15 protein-coding genes and 1 pseudogene are annotated in these 15310 nt (G+C 66.8%); 1 reads left to right on the plus strand and 15 read right to left on the minus strand.

Annotation, left to right across the window (positions count from 1 at the left end):
* Positions 1 to 61: 61 nt before the first annotated feature.
* On the minus strand, positions 62 to 583 hold the full coding sequence (locus FFT21_RS22970; RefSeq protein WP_225978663.1) for an MOSC domain-containing protein: 522 nt from the start codon (positions 581 to 583) through the stop codon (positions 62 to 64).
* 464 nt (positions 584 to 1047) lie between these two features.
* On the opposite strand from FFT21_RS22970, the gene FFT21_RS22975 reads away from it, so the two are divergent.
* Positions 1048 to 1683, plus strand: coding sequence for a class I SAM-dependent methyltransferase (locus tag FFT21_RS22975; protein WP_137816008.1), 636 nt, complete (start codon positions 1048 to 1050; stop codon positions 1681 to 1683).
* A 193-nt stretch (positions 1684 to 1876) separates the two neighbouring features.
* Here FFT21_RS22975 and FFT21_RS22980 read toward each other — a convergent pair whose 3' ends face one another.
* The 14 genes and pseudogenes from FFT21_RS22980 to FFT21_RS23040 all read right to left on the minus strand — a co-directional run bounded on the left by FFT21_RS22980 (position 1877) and on the right by FFT21_RS23040 (position 15030).
* Positions 1877 to 2299 carry an NUDIX domain-containing protein gene (locus FFT21_RS22980; RefSeq protein ID WP_225978664.1) on the minus strand — a complete coding sequence of 141 codons (423 nt, stop codon included), beginning with the start codon at positions 2297 to 2299 and terminating at the stop codon, positions 1877 to 1879.
* A gap of 133 nt (positions 2300 to 2432) precedes the next feature.
* Positions 2433 to 3686, minus strand: coding sequence for an MFS transporter (locus FFT21_RS22985; RefSeq protein WP_137816009.1), 1254 nt, complete (start codon positions 3684 to 3686; stop codon positions 2433 to 2435).
* Between the two features lie 25 nt (positions 3687 to 3711).
* Positions 3712 to 4560: a GAF domain-containing protein gene (locus tag FFT21_RS22990; RefSeq protein WP_137816010.1), complete on the minus strand. Its 849-nt coding sequence runs from the start codon at positions 4558 to 4560 to the stop codon at positions 3712 to 3714.
* Positions 4561 to 4635: 75 nt separating this feature from the next.
* Positions 4636 to 6168: an FAD-dependent monooxygenase gene (locus FFT21_RS22995; RefSeq protein WP_137816011.1), complete on the minus strand. Its 1533-nt coding sequence runs from the start codon at positions 6166 to 6168 to the stop codon at positions 4636 to 4638.
* Positions 6169 to 6205: 37 nt separating this feature from the next.
* On the minus strand, positions 6206 to 7420 hold the full coding sequence (locus tag FFT21_RS23000) for a cytochrome P450 (RefSeq protein ID WP_137816012.1): 1215 nt from the start codon (positions 7418 to 7420) through the stop codon (positions 6206 to 6208).
* Positions 7417 to 8955 carry an MFS transporter gene (locus tag FFT21_RS23005; RefSeq protein ID WP_137816013.1) on the minus strand — a complete coding sequence of 513 codons (1539 nt, stop codon included), beginning with the start codon at positions 8953 to 8955 and terminating at the stop codon, positions 7417 to 7419. Before FFT21_RS23005 ends, FFT21_RS23000 begins: the two co-directional genes overlap by 4 nt.
* Positions 8955 to 9401, minus strand: coding sequence for an HAD family hydrolase (locus FFT21_RS23010; protein WP_225978666.1), 447 nt, complete (start codon positions 9399 to 9401; stop codon positions 8955 to 8957). The genes FFT21_RS23005 and FFT21_RS23010 overlap by 1 nt, the downstream gene beginning before the upstream one ends.
* 224 nt (positions 9402 to 9625) lie before the next feature.
* Positions 9626 to 9838 (minus strand): hypothetical protein, encoded by a 213-nt coding sequence (locus FFT21_RS23015; protein ID WP_137816015.1) that lies wholly within the window; start codon positions 9836 to 9838, stop codon positions 9626 to 9628.
* A gap of 58 nt (positions 9839 to 9896) precedes the next feature.
* Positions 9897 to 10283 carry a type II toxin-antitoxin system VapC family toxin gene (locus FFT21_RS23020; protein WP_137816016.1) on the minus strand — a complete coding sequence of 129 codons (387 nt, stop codon included), beginning with the start codon at positions 10281 to 10283 and terminating at the stop codon, positions 9897 to 9899.
* Positions 10280 to 10438 (minus strand): hypothetical protein, encoded by a 159-nt coding sequence (locus tag FFT21_RS30380; protein WP_264081668.1) that lies wholly within the window; start codon positions 10436 to 10438, stop codon positions 10280 to 10282. Before FFT21_RS30380 ends, FFT21_RS23020 begins: the two co-directional genes overlap by 4 nt.
* Positions 10439 to 10720, minus strand: a pseudogene (locus tag FFT21_RS30570) (AbrB/MazE/SpoVT family DNA-binding domain-containing protein); the annotation flags it as partial.
* Positions 10721 to 10880: 160 nt separating this feature from the next.
* The gene (locus FFT21_RS23030) at positions 10881 to 12962 is read right to left on the minus strand and encodes an AIPR family protein (protein WP_137816018.1); all 2082 of its coding nucleotides are present in this window, start codon (positions 12960 to 12962) and stop codon (positions 10881 to 10883) included.
* A gap of 80 nt (positions 12963 to 13042) precedes the next feature.
* Positions 13043 to 14587, minus strand: a complete 1545-nt coding sequence (locus tag FFT21_RS23035; RefSeq protein ID WP_137816019.1) for a class I SAM-dependent DNA methyltransferase — start codon at positions 14585 to 14587, stop codon at positions 13043 to 13045.
* Complete coding sequence (locus tag FFT21_RS23040; protein WP_137816020.1) at positions 14584 to 15030, minus strand: restriction endonuclease subunit S domain-containing protein; 447 nt, start codon at positions 15028 to 15030, stop codon at positions 14584 to 14586. The genes FFT21_RS23035 and FFT21_RS23040 overlap by 4 nt, the downstream gene beginning before the upstream one ends.
* Between the last annotated feature and the right edge of the window lie 280 nt (positions 15031 to 15310).

The raw sequence follows: 15310 nt of genomic DNA on the forward strand, positions 1-15310 counted from the left end.
CTCACCCGGCCAGACCACCCGATCAGCCCAGTGCGGCACCGCAGCAACCCGCGAGGGGCTGTCACACCCGCTCGAGGCGGCGGTGCGGCGGGTCGGGCAGCTCGACGTGGATCGGGTCGCCGGGGCGGACCTCGCCGCCGGCGAGCACGACACCCATGACGCCGGCCTTGCGCACGACGTTGCCCTCCTCGTCGCGGTCCAGCACGGCCGCCAACAGGCCGCGCTGGAACCGGTCGAGCTGTACGCACGGGTTGCGCAGTCCGGTCAGCTCCACCACGGCCGTCTCGCCCAGCCGCAGCCGGGTGCCGGTGGACAGCGCCAGCAGGTCCAGGCCACGGGTGGTGACGTTCTCCCCCATCTCCCCGGCGGACACGGCGAATCCGGCGGCGCGCAGCTCGTCGTGCAGTTCGGCGTGGACCAGGTGCACCTGGCGCAGGTTCGGCTGACTCGGGTCGCGCGCCACCCGGGAGCGGTGCTGAACGGTCTTCCCCAGGTGCGCGTCGCCCTCGACGCCCAGGCCGGCCAGCAGCCGGATCACCGGCTCCGTCGGCTTGCTGAAGGTGTGTTCCGCGCTGCGGCTCACGGCCGTCACGATCGCGCCCATCCCGCCCCCTTCGTCGGCGAGCTCAGGCGTAGTAGCGGCCGAGCCCGTCGCGCAACAGGTTAAACGCCTGATCGGCGCGGGCGACGGCGTCCGGCTCGGCCGCATCGGCGGCCTGTCGCCCGCCGCCATTCGCCGGACGTTCTCCTCGGCCAGGATCCGCTGGACGGCGACGATCTGGCCGCCCCGGACGGGGTACGTCTGATGGGCACGGACGATTCGGGGGCCACGCTGCCGGATGCGCTGTCCCGTTGGTTCGGTCCCCGGCGCCCCGGTTCGGCGAAAGACCAGGACGGGGGCGAAGCGCGCGCTCCCCTACTGACGGCATATCGCACGTCGGCGGTTGGTTGACCTCCAGTGCGGTCGAGGTCCGAGACTGGCGGAGGCCCCGCCCCGGCACAACCGCGCCAGTGACGGTGCCGCCCCGACCGGAGGAGGAAACGTCCATGGAACACACGGTTCCACAGTCCACATTCGACACCGCCTACGCGGACGGCTCCCCGCCGTGGGTGACCGACGCGCCGCAGCCCGCGATCGTGGCGCTGGAACGGGGCGGCTGGATCCGTGGCGCCGTGCTGGACGCCGGTTGCGGCACCGGAGAGCACACCATCCACCTCGCCGGCCTCGGTTACGACGTGCTCGGCGTGGACTTCGCGCCGCACGCCGTGGAACGGGCGCGGGCCAACGCGGCCGCGCGCGGGATCGCCGCCCGCTTCGAGGTCGCGGACGCGCTCGACCTGGGCGGCGCACCGCGGTTCGACACCGTGGTGGACAGCGCGCTGTTCCACGTGTTCGGCCCGGAGGACCGAGCCCGGTACGTGCGCAGCCTGCATGCCGCCTGCCGCCCCGGTGCACTCGTGCACGTGCTCGCGCTCTCCAACGCCGAACCCGGCACCGGGCCGCGGATCAGCGACTCCGTGATCCGCGACGCGTTCGCCGTCGACGGGTGGGAACTGGACGACCTGCGGCCGAGCCGGTACCGCGCGGTGGTCTTCGACCCGGAGGACGCCGCATACCTGCGCGTCGAGGTCGGCGCGCACGCCGACATGCTCGCCTGGCTCGCCCGCGCCCGGCGACTCTGACCGGACCCAGGCACACCTGACGCCCCGGGCCGGAATCCGCCGCGGCAACCGCCTGACACCATCCGAGAGCGGGGACACCGCCTGCTTCCTGAGCGACCTGTTCAGGCGATGCGGTGTCCCCGCTCGCACAGCACGGTCACACCCCGCTCGACCGCCTCCAGCGCGGCCGCCAGGCGATCGGCCAGCAGCGGCTTCACCTTGTCACGGGCCTCGCCGAGCGTCTGGACCTCGCGGAGCGGATCTCGCCGTCCGGGAACACCATCGCCGCCAACTCGACCTCGTCCAGCATGCCGCCGTCGAAGACGAACACCACGCCCTCCGGGCGCCCGTCCTGCGGCCGTACATAGTCCACAACCAGTAGCCGCCCCAGCGGCCCGCTCCAGCCCAGTTCCTCGGCCAGCTCCCGGACGGCGGCGGCCCAGGGGACCTCGTCGGCCTCCAACGCGCCGCCGGGCATCTCCCAGTTCGGCTTGTAGGAAGGCTCGGCCAGCAGCACCCGACCGCGAGCATCCCGGAACAGCACCCCGGCGGCCACGCGTTTGCGGGCCAAGGTGGCCACGTACTGCTCCACGGGCAGCACGCCGGACCCCGTCGGCGTCGTAGGTCGAGACGTCACCGGCAGCACCCCAGCCACTCCGCCGGCACGGGGAGCCGGAGTGACCAGCGCGTCGTCAATTCTTCGGCCGACTGGGCAGGACACGGCGGCGACCACGCCGGTCGACGCTGCGGAGTGACCGGACGACCGATGCCTACAACGCGCGCCCGTCCCTTCTGATTGAGCGTGGACCGCGTTGCAGCACCAGCATCGTGACGACACTCACCGCGAGCAGCGCCACCACGTATGTCGGCAGCACGAGGCGAGTATGCCGGCTCAGTTGCTCGAAGAAGGGGGTTGTGCCGCCGAAGGCGGCAACCGTGAGGCCGTATGGCAGGCCCTGGCCGAGGGTGCGATGTTGCGGTGGAAACAGCCGCGCCAGCACCGCGGGTAGCACCGAGCACACGGACGCCAGGCAGATGGAGGCGATGATCAGGACCAGCCAATACACGGAGGCGCTGGCCTGATCAAGTAGCAACCGCAGTGGCATTGTCAGCGCGCCCAACGCCACGGTGCCGCAAAAGAACACTCTGGCCACGCCGACCCGGTCCGCGATCCAGCCGAACAACGGAAGAACCAGTGCGAAGATGGCCGTGGAACTGGCACCGGCCCACAACACCACAGTGTCGCGGAGCTTCAGCACACTGAGCGCGTGACTGGTCGGCGCCGCCGTCCACAGATAGTAGGCGGCGGTGACGCCGACCGTGAGTCCACAGACGGCGAGCATCGGCGGAACGAGACTGTTCCGCCGGGCAAACAGGCGCCGCAGGTCGGATCGGCTGGAGGGGATCACCGTGTCAGGCAGTCGCAGGCGCAACACGAAGAACACCGTTGCTGCCACGCCACCGCCCGCGAACGGTATCCGCCAGGCTCCATCCACCATCGCCTGTGGTCCGAACAGCGAGGCCAGCGCGGCGACGGCCAGGCTCGCGGTAAGCTTCCCGAGACTGCCGAAGGTGTAGAACATGCTGGAGAACAGCCCGCTGCGCCTGGGTGGCGACATCTCGTACAGATAGGTCTGCGCGACCGGCATCTCACCCCCGTGCGCGACGCCGAGCAGCAACCGCCACAGCAGCATCAGGATTGCCGCGGCCGGCCCAATTGCCTGCGCATCCGGGGTGAGCGCCATGCCGTAGGATGCGACAGCGGCTGCGGCGATGCACATCAACATCGCGACGCGCCGTCCCCGCTGGTCGGCCAATCCACCCAGCACCACTCCACCCAATGGCCGGGCGACGAAGCCTGCCGCGAAAACGCCGAATCCGTAGACCAGGGACCGCTGCACTTCTCCGCCGAAGAACGATGGCGAGAGATAAGACACGAGCAGCGCGTACAGCACCCAGTCGTAGCTCTCCAGTGCCATGCCCGCGCAGACAACCCAGGGCCGAGGTGCGGCGTGGTCGGCCATGTCCCCCTCATTTTCGACCGGCGACCTACGAGAAGACGCTCAGTACGGTGGTTTTCGGCAGTCCTGGTAGTGCGATCCGTTCTCGGGTGGGCGCGGGTGCGAACCCGCGCACCACAGCGTCGGGCAAGGATTCAGGTGGCCCTGACAGCCACGACTGGACATGACCAGAATCCACATGAACGAAAGCCGGATGCCTCTTTCCGACCACGTTTCGCAGCACGTCGGCGGCTATGAAGTCACCGCGGTCGACGACATAGTCGCTAATCTCCTGGGAAATTCCGTGCAGTTGAAGACGGCCGTCTGAACGGGCACCACGGAAGGCGTAACGTATCTTTGCCGGCAGACCGTTCGGCCGGCGCATCAGCCATTCTCCGGTTCCGGCGCGGCCCTCCTGCGCATCGGCAAGGACGTGCAGCACCTGCGCAATTTCAGAGATGTCGGCGAGGGTGGACAGCAGGTCCGTAACCGTCGGATCGAAATCGCCCGGAAATCCATAGAACTCGGCGGTGCCCGGATGCGGGACTGTCCGTGGTCGGCCGGGGTCGGCAAGGTCCCAGGTCCACCCAATCGCCTTCGGTGGCGCTGGCGGGTTCTCGTCCTTGGTGCCTAACCACACCATGACGGCGTGGACCTGCCGGCCAGGGCCGAGAATCGGCCGAGCATACGCCAGTTTGGTGCCGTGCGTGAGGTCGACCAGGGATTGTGAGTCCTTGAGATTGTCAACCACCACACCGACGAGTTTCTCGACCATCGTCAACTGTGACCCGCGAAACACGTTTCCCAGCGGCCGCCATTTGCGTGCTCGAGAGCCGGCCGCCACTACCGTGGGCGAATTCGACAGCGTGTCGACAACCAGCCATTCCTTATCAGCCACGGTTACTCCCCCAGAGGAACCTACCGTTCCACGGTAACACACGGCCGATTGGTGACCCACCGGTTACACCGCTGCTCAGCCCTTGGAAGCGGGTTCGGCCGGTAGCGTGCTGGTGCCGAACCAGAAGGTCAGCGCCGATACCAAGCCTGCCGCTTCTGAGTCACCCTGTTCCTCCCGCTGATTTCCGGACCAGGCGACGTACCCGTCGGGGCGGATCAGCACAGCACATGGCAGGTCGTCGGGCAGTCGCTCCACCTCGACCAGGTCAACCAGTGGATGGCGCAGACCTGCCCCATATGCGTCCCAGCCGCTGCGGGCCATATCGAGCAGGAGCACACCACGACCGGCGACCAGCAGGTCGCTTACCGTACGCGGGCCCTGGTCAACCGTGGTCACGGTGATGTTGGGGAAGAACTGTCCTACCCATTCCCGATCGGCCGGTGTGGTGGGGTAGCTCACCGCGTTGTCGTTGATGATATCGGCCACGCGGTCGTGCGCGTCGGGGCAGGACAGCAGTTCACGGATGAACCCGCGCAGTGGGTCGTACGCGGTGGTCGGGTTCATCAGCATGGCCTGCACCCGAGTGTTCTCGATCACCTTCGCGGCCACCGGGTGTCGTTCTGTCGAATAAGTGTCCAGCAGGGCGGGGTCGGCGCTGCCGCGGAGTACCGATACCAGCTTCCAGCCCAGGTTCACCGCATCCTGGAGTCCGGTGTTGAGGCCCTGGCCACCCAGCGGGTAGTGGACGTGTGCGGCGTCGCCGGCCAAGAACAGCCTGCCGTCCCGGTATTCGGTGGCCAGCCGACTGAAGTCACTGAATCGCGAGGTGTTGTCCAGCTCCTCAAGATCGACGTGGTGGCCCACGATGCGGTCAACGGTGGCGCCGAACTCCTCCGGGGTGATCGGCCGGTGCCGGTCGGGTTCCGGTCCATCGAACTCGAAGGTGATGATTCGGCTTGGCCCGAAGCGGTTGAGGTTCAGCAGGGTCCACCCCCGAGGGGTGGGCTGCCATCCCGGCCGCATCTGTTCGGGATGCGGTAGCCGCGCTGTGGCGAGCATGGCACGCATGGTGGGCGGATACTCGACGGTCGGGAAGTTCCCGGATTCCCGAACCACGCTGCGTGCGCCGTCGCAGCCGATCGCGAACTCGGCCCGCAGCGTGCCGGTTTGGGCGCCGGCACGCACGGTCAGTTCCACGCGATCGTGTTCCTGCCGTACCCCGGTGACGGTGTGGCCGCGCCGCACTGTTGCGCCGAGGCGAACTGCCCGTTCCCCCAGTGCGCGCTCCAGATCCGCCTGCGCGAGTCCGATCATCACCGCCCCCTCGACAGCGCGGGTGCGCAGGGTCAACCAGGGATATCCGGCGAACTGAAACGGCTCTCGAATAATCTCGTGATGGTCCGCCTCAATGCGCGGAAACCGCAGGATGCCGCGCCGGGCCAGCGTCTGGATCGCGCGCGCGTGATAGGTGCCGGCTTTCGGCTGGTCACTCACCTCGGTGCGGGTCTCCAGCACAACCACATTGACGCCGTGCAGGGCCAGTTCCCCGGCCAGCAGCATCCCGACCGGGCCTCCCCCGACCACCGCCACCTCGCACTGCTGCATCATCACGCCATCCTTTCCGACTCAGCCGCTCCGTCGCGGCTCAATGCAGGACCACCGGCAGCGCGGACGGCCGTCGCAGTCCGACCCCGAAGTCCCACGGCACCCGTGAAGGCTCGATCGCGAGCGCCGCGTCCGGGTACCTCGTGAAGACCAGCGTCAACACGGTGATCAGCTCCATCTGGGCCAGTGCCGATCCCATGCACCGGTGCATGCCGTATCCGTACTGCAGGTGTTTGCGCGGAGGCCGGTTCAGATCGATCATCAATGGCTCGTGGAACACCGAGGGATCTCGGTTGGCGGCGTTCACCCATGGATACACAATGGTCCCGACCGGCAGGGTGCCCTTCGAGGTCTCCAACGGGTTCAGCAGCAGTCGCGGGAAGGTCCCCGGCGTCCCCAGGGGCATGAGTCGGAGAATCTCCTCCACGAGCTTCGGCACATAGCTCTGTGGATCGGAGGCCACCAGCCGATACAGCGGCGGATGCGCCAGCGCCGCATACGCCGTCTTGGTGAGCATGGTCGCGATGTTGTTGTCGCCGCCCAGCACGATGCCCATCACGGTTCCCTGTAGCAGGGAATCGTCGATGTCGGCGTATTCGGGTTGCGCGGCACGGCGCTTGTACACGGCGAGGAGGCCGGTGTCGTCATGTTCGCTGCTGTCGGAAATGAGCGAACCGACCCAGTCCCACAGTTGCAGCCACGCCGCCTCGATACCCGGGATGTCGTCACGGTCGGCGTACTGCACGATGCGGCCCTGCTCGTTCATCCACGCGGCCCGGTCTGTCGGCAGTCCGAGCAGGGTGAGCGTGGTCTGTGCGGGCACCACCCGAAACACCCATCGCACAAGGTCGGGCTCGGCGGCGCGCTCCAGTTGTTCACATGCCGCGATGGTGAGTTTCTCGACGGTAGGAGCCAAGCCGGCGAGTGAGTGTGCGCTGAATTCGTGCGCGACGAATCGACGCACCAGGCCGTGCACCGGGTTGTCCAGGTTGATCAGAACTTCCGGCGCCCAGGTGGTGGGCATGAACGACGGGCCGCCGTCGACATTGCACAGCTCCCGACTGGCGGTGGAGTCGAAGAGCACGGTTCGCACATCGGCATAGGACGTGAGGCACACGGCGGTGTGCCCGCTGGGTAGTTCGATCCGCTCGAAGCCGTCGGGCTCAGCCGGCAACCGGCGGACGAAGGGCTCAGGGGTGTCGAGGTTGGGGATATCAGCGATGCTGATTCGAAGGGACTCGGCGGCGAGCGTCATGACACTTCCTCCGCTTTCGGCCGCAGCAGCACCGCGACCAGGACAACGAACACGAGCGAGATAGCCGCGAGCGCCCAGAGCGTGGCGTGGACGGCCGCGTTGTAGGCACGGGTGAGGACGGCGGTGTCGACGCCCGATGCGACACTCGCCAGATCGCCGGCGGCGGTGGCCGACGCCGCCTTGTCGATCAAGGCCGTACCGAGCGAGGGGGGCAGCAGCCTGTGCACCTCGCCGCTCACGAGCGTGGCGAGCACGGAGCCGTAGGCGGCGACCACAACCGCCTCGCTGCCCAGCCGCACGGTCGACACCAGGCCGGAAACCATCCCGGCCTTCTCCGGTGGCACCGATCCGATGGCCTGGCCGTCGACCAGGCCGACACCCAGCCCGAACCCGGCGCCCAGCAAGATCAGCGGACCCGCGATCAGCGCCACACTGCGCTGAACGTCGGCGATGGTCAGCCATGCCGCCCCCAGTGCGTAGAGCGCGACGCTGACCGTCAGGATCACCCGAGCCGACACACCCTGGTTGGCCAGGCGGCCGGCAAGGATCGGGGCGATGATCACGGGCACGGTCATGATCAGCATTACCAGACCCACGGTGGTGGTCGGCATCGTCCACACCACCGTCAGGAAGGTCGGAAAGTACGTCAGCAAGGCAACGAATCCCACCGCGCCCGCGACCGGGACCAGTAGCAACCCCACCAACATCGGGTCGTGTAGCAGAGTCAGATCGAGCAGCGGGTTTGCCGTGCGCCGCTGCGCCATGGTGAAAACACCCAGAATCCCGACGCCCAGGACCGCCAGCGCGAGGGTGCCAGGCGCCGTCCACCCCCAGGTGCCCGCCTGCACCACACCGGCGATCAGCAGCGCGAGGCCGGACGCGAACAGCATCGCTCCGCGGTAGTCGATCGGCGGCCGCCTTTCCGGCCTGCTGTCGCGGACTCCGCACGCCGCCGCCAGCGCGAACGCGACCAAGATCAGCGCTCCGTTCACCATGAACATGCCGGGCCAACCCACCAGACCGATCGCCGCCGCCGAAATCGACGGTCCGAAGCCCAGCCCCACACCGGCAGTCGTGCCGAACAGGGCGAATGCCCGGGTACGGGCGGAGCCTTCGAACTTCGACGACAGCAACGCGCCACCGCAGGCGAAGATGGTGGCCGCGCCGAAGCCAGCCAGTGCTCGCGCGGCATCGAGCACGATGATTGTCGGCGCCACCGCGCTCAGGACCGCGGCCCCGAAGAAGAGCGCGGTACCGGCGAGGAAGCCCCGCCGCAGCCCCAGATGGTCCGCGATCGAACCGGCAACCAGGCTGAATACCGCAAAGGTTAGATTGAACCCGTTGACCACCCACTGGAGCGGAGCAGGCGCGTTACCGAGATCCTCCGCGATGCGCGGCAATGCCACCCCAGTACCCGACACCCCCGTCGGAACCACTAGCACGGCAACCAGCACGGCGGCCAGAAGCAGGCGCGGCCGCTCCGTGGCCACCCGCGGGGCCACGGGTGCGCCAACCACTCCACGTACTTCGGCCATCAGTGCCCTCTCTCCCCATGGGCGGCCGAGGACGCCCCGACTGATTCAGTTCTGTCCAGAAGTTCGTTCAGTTCTGAAATCGCCTGTTCCGCACTGTGAAAGCGGACGGCTCCCCATCCGGCGGCCTCTGCCGCCACGCAGTTTTCCGCCAGGTCGTCCACGAGCACACAATCACCCGCCGGGAGGCCCGTGCGCTCACGCGCGATCTCGAAGATCCTCGGATCGGGCTTGCGGACGCCGACACGACAGGAATCCACGATGTGGTCGACGACGTGGTCCAGGTCGACCATGCGCCGCCAGATCGGCTCCCACTCGACCACGTTGTTGGTGAGAATGCCGACCTGATGACCCCGGTCCCGCAGATCGAACACCAGCCGTCGCACGGTTGGATTCACCTGGTGACCCGCGAACCACTGGCGACCGAAATCGCGCTCGCTGCGAGACACGTCGAACGCGGGACACCAGCCCTCCGAGGTGATTTGACGGACGCCGCGGTTGCCGAGGCCCGACGCAGGGCAGCGGCAAACATCAAGCAGAAACGGCGAACCAATCAACGGTCTCGGGCATGGAAGGCAGAGACAGGGCCGTCCAGCGACTCGCGATCGGTAGTTGCCACTCTACCCGCGTGCCGCGACGGCGATCAAGTCGTGGCGCGGGTGTGCGCCATGGCTCACATCCCCAGGATCTCCGGTGGCCAGCCGGGTCCATTCATCGCTGGTCGACCGCCGCGGAATGGCCCGGGTTCGGTGCGGTCGCGCTGTTCGGTGCACGGCGCCGGTGGTGCCGTGCTGACGATCAGCCGCGGCGCCTGGGGATCGTGCGGTGGCGGCAGGTGCAGCAGACCACCGACCACGTCGGCCAACGTGCCGGACCGCTCCCACACCCCGTCGATGCCGGCCGAGTTTCGCGCACGGCCACGGCGTGTCCGGATGTCCTTTGCTTCAGCGGATGAGCTGCACAGGCACGTCGAGGTCCAAGGTGTCCCACGCCTTGTCGGCGGTGACCGCCACTCCGCCCGGGATGGCCGCGGCAAGGGCAAGGCAGGCACGGTCGCCGAGTGACAGTCCAGCCGTGCGGGTTTCCGACCACAGCAGCGCTGCCCGGCGCGCGTCGCTGGCGGTGAAGGGGACGACCTCGACGCCGAGAGCGCGCACCGCGTCCACGGCCGCGTCCGGAGCGGGGTGCCCGCGCTGGACGAGTTTCTGCACGATCTCCGACCAGTTCACCGCGGATATCACCGCACCGGAGAGTTGCTCCGCGACATGTTCATGGCCGCGTTCCCGGTAGAGCAGCGCCAGTACGGCGCTCGCGTCGAGGACGGACGTCACGCCCGCGGCCCTTCGAGGCTTTCGTGGGCTGCTTCGGCACGTCGCTCGGAGATCAGCTCGTCCACGGCGCTGCCGGTGTGACCGGCGGCCGCTGCCGCAGCGATCGCCTCGTCCTGGATACGGGCGAGGAGGTGCCCCCGCTCCTCCAGCACCACCCGACCATTCTCGACATAGACGACCAGTCGGTTCCCCGGCTCGATCCCGGCGGCTCGCCGGACCTGCACAGGGATCGTCACACGGCCGTCGGGCCCGGCGGACACTTCAGCTCTTGGCGCTTCCTCGTGAGCTATGGACATGGAGCTACCATACCGCCAGGTTGGCGCCGGGTTCGCCATGGACGACTCGCATTTGGCGAGCCAGAGCATCTTCCGCCACGTGGTGGCTCGACCCGGCCCCTCGATGTCCACCTCGTCGTCGGGGTTTCCAGGCAGCCTCATCACGTCGGCCAGCCAGCGGGAAGCTGACGGACGCGGGGCCGGTGTCGTTCGGCGGAGACGCGCGGGCAGCGACAGGCCCCGGCTCGGCCGGGTCGCCGCGCGCCGCAACCGCCGCCTACGCCGAACGGCGCGCGGCGCTCGCTGGCGAAACGAGCCGCGCTCACGAAGCCTCCTCGCGGCGCACTCGATCGGCAATTTCAACAAGCGATCCCTCACCAGGGACAAACCATCGGCTCGTGCCTTGGACAGCGGTAGGCGGATACCCACGTGCCTGCTCAAGCATGACGGCAACGAGCCGGCTCGGCGAATAGCGCCTACCGTCCGCAGTCCACAGCAGCGGACGGTTGCTGTTGTTCACCCAGTTCGCGCGACCACGACGGGGATCCTCGGCCAGCCAGTGAGCCAGCGCTTTGCGTTCCGGACCCGTTACCGGTCGGAACTCGAGGGTCGTGCCATCCGCAATTCGTTTCGCCTCCACGAGAACCTTCACCGCAGGTGTGGCGCGCGTCGTAGTCTCGGGCGCGACAGGCCGATACTCTGGCGGAAGCTCCGGAACGGAATGCCCCGCGGCCACGTCCTTCAGCACCGCGTCCGCAAGTTGCCGACACTTCGCCGCATTCTTGAAAACCGCGACCGGATAACTTGTCGGCCCAAATTGAGCGTCGACGTGGTGAATCAACCAGTCCAACGCCGTGGCAGTCAACTGCGGCACCCGAGTAACCACGGAATCCCAGTCGCAAGCCGGGTCATCGAACTGCTCCGGCCCGAGCTGACGGAACACGGCATGCGCCACCATCAGGTCGCCGTGTGTGGCGATGGCAACCGCTCGACCTTCGTGATCTTTCTGGAGCGTGGCAAGCGATTTACGAACCTCGCGCGAGATCAGGACGCATCGCCACACGCGGTACGCGTTCGGATTGTGGCCGAACACCGAAGCCAGCGTGTCGCCCTCCCACAAACGGTCCTGCTTGACCCGAACTGACATTTCGGGGTTTCGATGCGCGCAGGCCAGCGCAACCGCCGCCTCGCTGATGGAGCAACCTGCATCGGCTGCCGGCTTCTCCTCACCGCGTTTCACCACGTAAGATTTGCCTAGCGACAGAACGAAGTCGTCCCGCAGCCTCGCCTGTGTCTCGTCGAGCGCCGCGAAATCCTGGCCTTCGACTCTGTTCTGGGTGTTGGTCGCGCGAGTCACATCTGTGGCGAACCCGTTTGGACAGTTCTCCAGGGAGATCAGGCGAACCCACACCCGCGCTGCCCCCGCCGTGTCCGGAGCCTGCCGCATCCCGGAGTGGATACTTGCCACCGTTTGCGCTCCGTTAACAACGCTCGCCCCGGAAAGCTGGAGTTCGACGGGGCCACCGATCGTGGTCGCGTTGCGCGCGCTTCGCTGAACCGAGTCGCAGAGCACCGTGATACCGTTATTGAAGTACCAGAAGTGCTCGGGCTCCGTCACAAGTGTCTGCACGAGGCTTCGATTAACTTCAGTCAATCCCAGCGAATCACGAATGTTCTGACTGAATAGGCGAGTGCCGTGCTGAGAGTACCATTCCGCAACCTGCGCCACCGGTATCGTTCCGTAGTACGCACGATACGGCTCCTGAATGTGGCTGAAATTCTCCAGCAGGACGTTCAGGTTAGCCTTTCGCTCCGCGATACCCAGCCGGACCATTCGATGGAACTCGGACAGACCCACCACCGCATAGTCGAGCATCGGGACGTCGATGTTCAGGTCATCGCACGCCTTGTCCAAAACCTCTTGCGCATGCCGATCGAGGGTGCTCTTCCCGCACAGAGCCAGCACCAGGGTGATCCTGCACTGCGCATTGTCGATTACGCCGTCGACACGCTCTGCCAGCGCTTGGAAGCGCGCATTGAACTTGCTGTACCTGCCGCTCAAGATGTGGTCGAGGCCGTCCCGCAGCTTGAGGGCGCTGCCCTGGTCGAGTGCGGCCTTCCCCTTGTCGCTCCACTTGGCCTGGACCAGCCACAGGTGGGAACCACCTTCGCTGACGGCGACCGCGTCGATACCATGATCGTCCTGACCGTCGATCACTCCGGCGGCCGCGTGCGCAGCGTCGAGGCCCGTAAGGTCGCGGAGCGCCAGGGCGGCCAACGCCCGTGACAGGAAGGCTTGCTCCTGCTCCTGCTGCGGTCGGTTGGCGATGTCGTCCAGGTTGATATGGTCCGTGAACTCGCGGACGAGGGCATCTTTGACGTGACGTACTTGCGGCGGTATCACACTGACTCCTGACAGCGACAGTTCCCCCACTGATCTGCCACGGGCACGACGGTGCGAGCCCCGGCAGCCAAGCGCGTGTCCTAATTCGTATCTGGCGACTTTCCGGGGCGGTTGGCGAGGGCTTCGGCGACGGCGGCGAACTCGGCGAGGGCGGCCTGCAGGTCCTCCACGATCTCGGCGGCGATCATCTCGGGTGGCAGCAGCGAGTCCGCGTCGTCCTGCGATTCGTCCTTGACCCAGCCGATCAGATCCAGGTTGACCTTGTCACGCGCGATCAGTTCCTCGTAGTCGAAGACCTTAACGCGGTCGTTGGGCTTGCGGTCCTCGGGACGCTCGCCGGACAGGTACCACTCGACGAAGTCGTCCAGATGGTCCTTGCGCAGCGCGTTCTGCTTGAGTGTGAAGTGCTGGTTGGTGCGGAAGTCGTAGACGGCCAGCTTGTCGGTCCACGCCTTGCCCGGCCGCCCAGGCTTGGCATCGAAGAAAAGCACGTTCGCCTTGACGCCACCGGCGTAGAAGATGCCGGTGGGCAGGCGGAGCAGCGTGTGCACGTCGTACTCGGTGAGCAGCTTCCGCCGGATCGTCTCGCCCGCGCCGCCCTCGAACAGCACGTTGTCCGGCACAACCACTGCCGCCCGGCCCGGAATGTCCAGCGCCTTGGCGATGTGCTGCACGAAGTTGAGCTGCTTGTTGGTCGTGGTGACCCAGAAGTCCGTGCGGCTGTAGGAGATGTCCTCCCGGGTGGCCCGGCCGTCCTCACCGATGATCGTGATGGACGACTTCCGGCCGAACGGCGGATTGGCGAGCACCACGCTCGCCGGCCTGCCGGGCTTGGCGAGCGCGTCCTCCACGCGAATGAGTTGCTTGCCGTTCCACGAACCGATGCCATGCAGCAGCAGGTTCATCGCGGCCAGCCGCGCGGTGCCCTGAACCAGTTCGGTGCCCCAGATTCCGCCTTCGGAGATATGCCTGCGCTCGTCCGGATCGAGGCCGCCGCGCTGTTCCGCCTCGGCGACGATGTAGGCGTGGGCGGCGAGCAGGAAGCCGCCCGTGCCGCAGGCCGGGTCCGTGATGGTGTCTTTCGCCGTCGGACGCACACAGCGCACCATCGCGTCGATCAACGGACGCGGCGTGAAGTACTGGCCCGCACCGGACTTGATGTCCTCCGCTCCCCTGGCCAGCAACTGCTCGTAGGCGTCGCCCTTGACGTCGGTTCCCTGAATCGACCAGTTCTCCTTGCCGATCAGGTCGTTGATCAGCTTGGCGAGGTTGGCCGCATTCTGAATCTTGTTGGTGGCCTTGTTGAAGATCAGGTGTAGCGGACTGCCCTCGGGCTGGTTGCCGAGGTCCTCCAGCAGGTCCTGGTAGCGATGCTTCAGGTCCTCACCGCTCTTACCGACCAGCTCCTGCCATCCCCGGTTCTTCCATCCCGGCCCGTCCGGAAGAATCCGCTCGGGGGCAAAGGGGCTGTTCTCCTTCTCGTGCGCGATCTTGAGGAACAGCAGGAAGGTCAACTGCTCCACGTAGTCGATCGTGGAGACACCCTCGTCGCGCAGCAGGTTGCAGTAGTTCCACAGCTTGTCGACCAGCCGTCGCGTCTCGACCGCAGTCTGCCCCGCGCTCACAGCCCCAACTCCAGTTCACTCTGAGTGCCATTCGGTACCGGCGCCGGCATCGGCCGATCAGGGTCGATCCGCCGCCCGTTGCCCTGTGCAGCCGTCACTTTCGACCTACGCCCCCGCCTCCTCTTCGGCGCCGCGTCCCGCTCCGCCCGGATACGCTCCAACAACACCAACGCCGGCTCATCGTTCGAGTCCTGCGGCACCAGACGGCCCGCAAAAGCTTCCCTCAGCAACGCGTACCGAAGATGTCCAGAGCGGACGCTTGCTACGCCCACCGACATATCCAGCTTTCGAACAGCATCCAACTCGCCCGCCAAGGTAGCGGCAACTTCTTGTTGCACCGAAGGCGGAGGAATTGGTATTTTCACCTCGCCGAGCGCCTTTTGTGAAATGTTGCGCATCGAGTCCTTTGTGCCGGTCGCCTTGCGCGAGATCTGATCACGCACAAACGGAGATGACAATGTTGATATCAGCCAGCTTCGGTCGACCTCCGGCCGCGGTACGAGTCTCAGACTCTTGTCACTGAGAAGCAGCTGCTTACGGCAGTTTCCCACCAACACTGGCGCGCCAACATACTCCCTCGTGTTGGCACGACTGACGAGGAGCGTTATTCAGAGCCCTTACCAGCCAAGTCGGTAGAACTCCAGTGCGGTGACGATTCGGATGACATTCGGAAGCTCGGCGAGGCGCCCTCGAAAGCCGGTGGCAAGTATCTTCCAGTTCTTG

Source organism: Gandjariella thermophila (assembly GCF_005405885.1).
In the GTDB taxonomy this organism is placed as follows: Bacteria; Actinomycetota; Actinomycetes; order Mycobacteriales; family Pseudonocardiaceae; genus Gandjariella; species Gandjariella thermophila.

Coding starts and splice junctions, on each gene's coding strand:
- FFT21_RS22975 (WP_137816008.1), top strand. CDS start 1,048: ATGGAACACACGGTTCCACAGTCCACATTCGACACCGCCTACGCGGAC.
- FFT21_RS22985 (WP_137816009.1), bottom strand. CDS start 3,686: ATGGCCGACCACGCCGCACCTCGGCCCTGGGTTGTCTGCGCGGGCATG.
- FFT21_RS22995 (WP_137816011.1), bottom strand. CDS start 6,168: ATGATGCAGCAGTGCGAGGTGGCGGTGGTCGGGGGAGGCCCGGTCGGG.
- FFT21_RS23000 (WP_137816012.1), bottom strand. CDS start 7,420: ATGACGCTCGCCGCCGAGTCCCTTCGAATCAGCATCGCTGATATCCCC.
- FFT21_RS23005 (WP_137816013.1), bottom strand. CDS start 8,955: ATGGCCGAAGTACGTGGAGTGGTTGGCGCACCCGTGGCCCCGCGGGTG.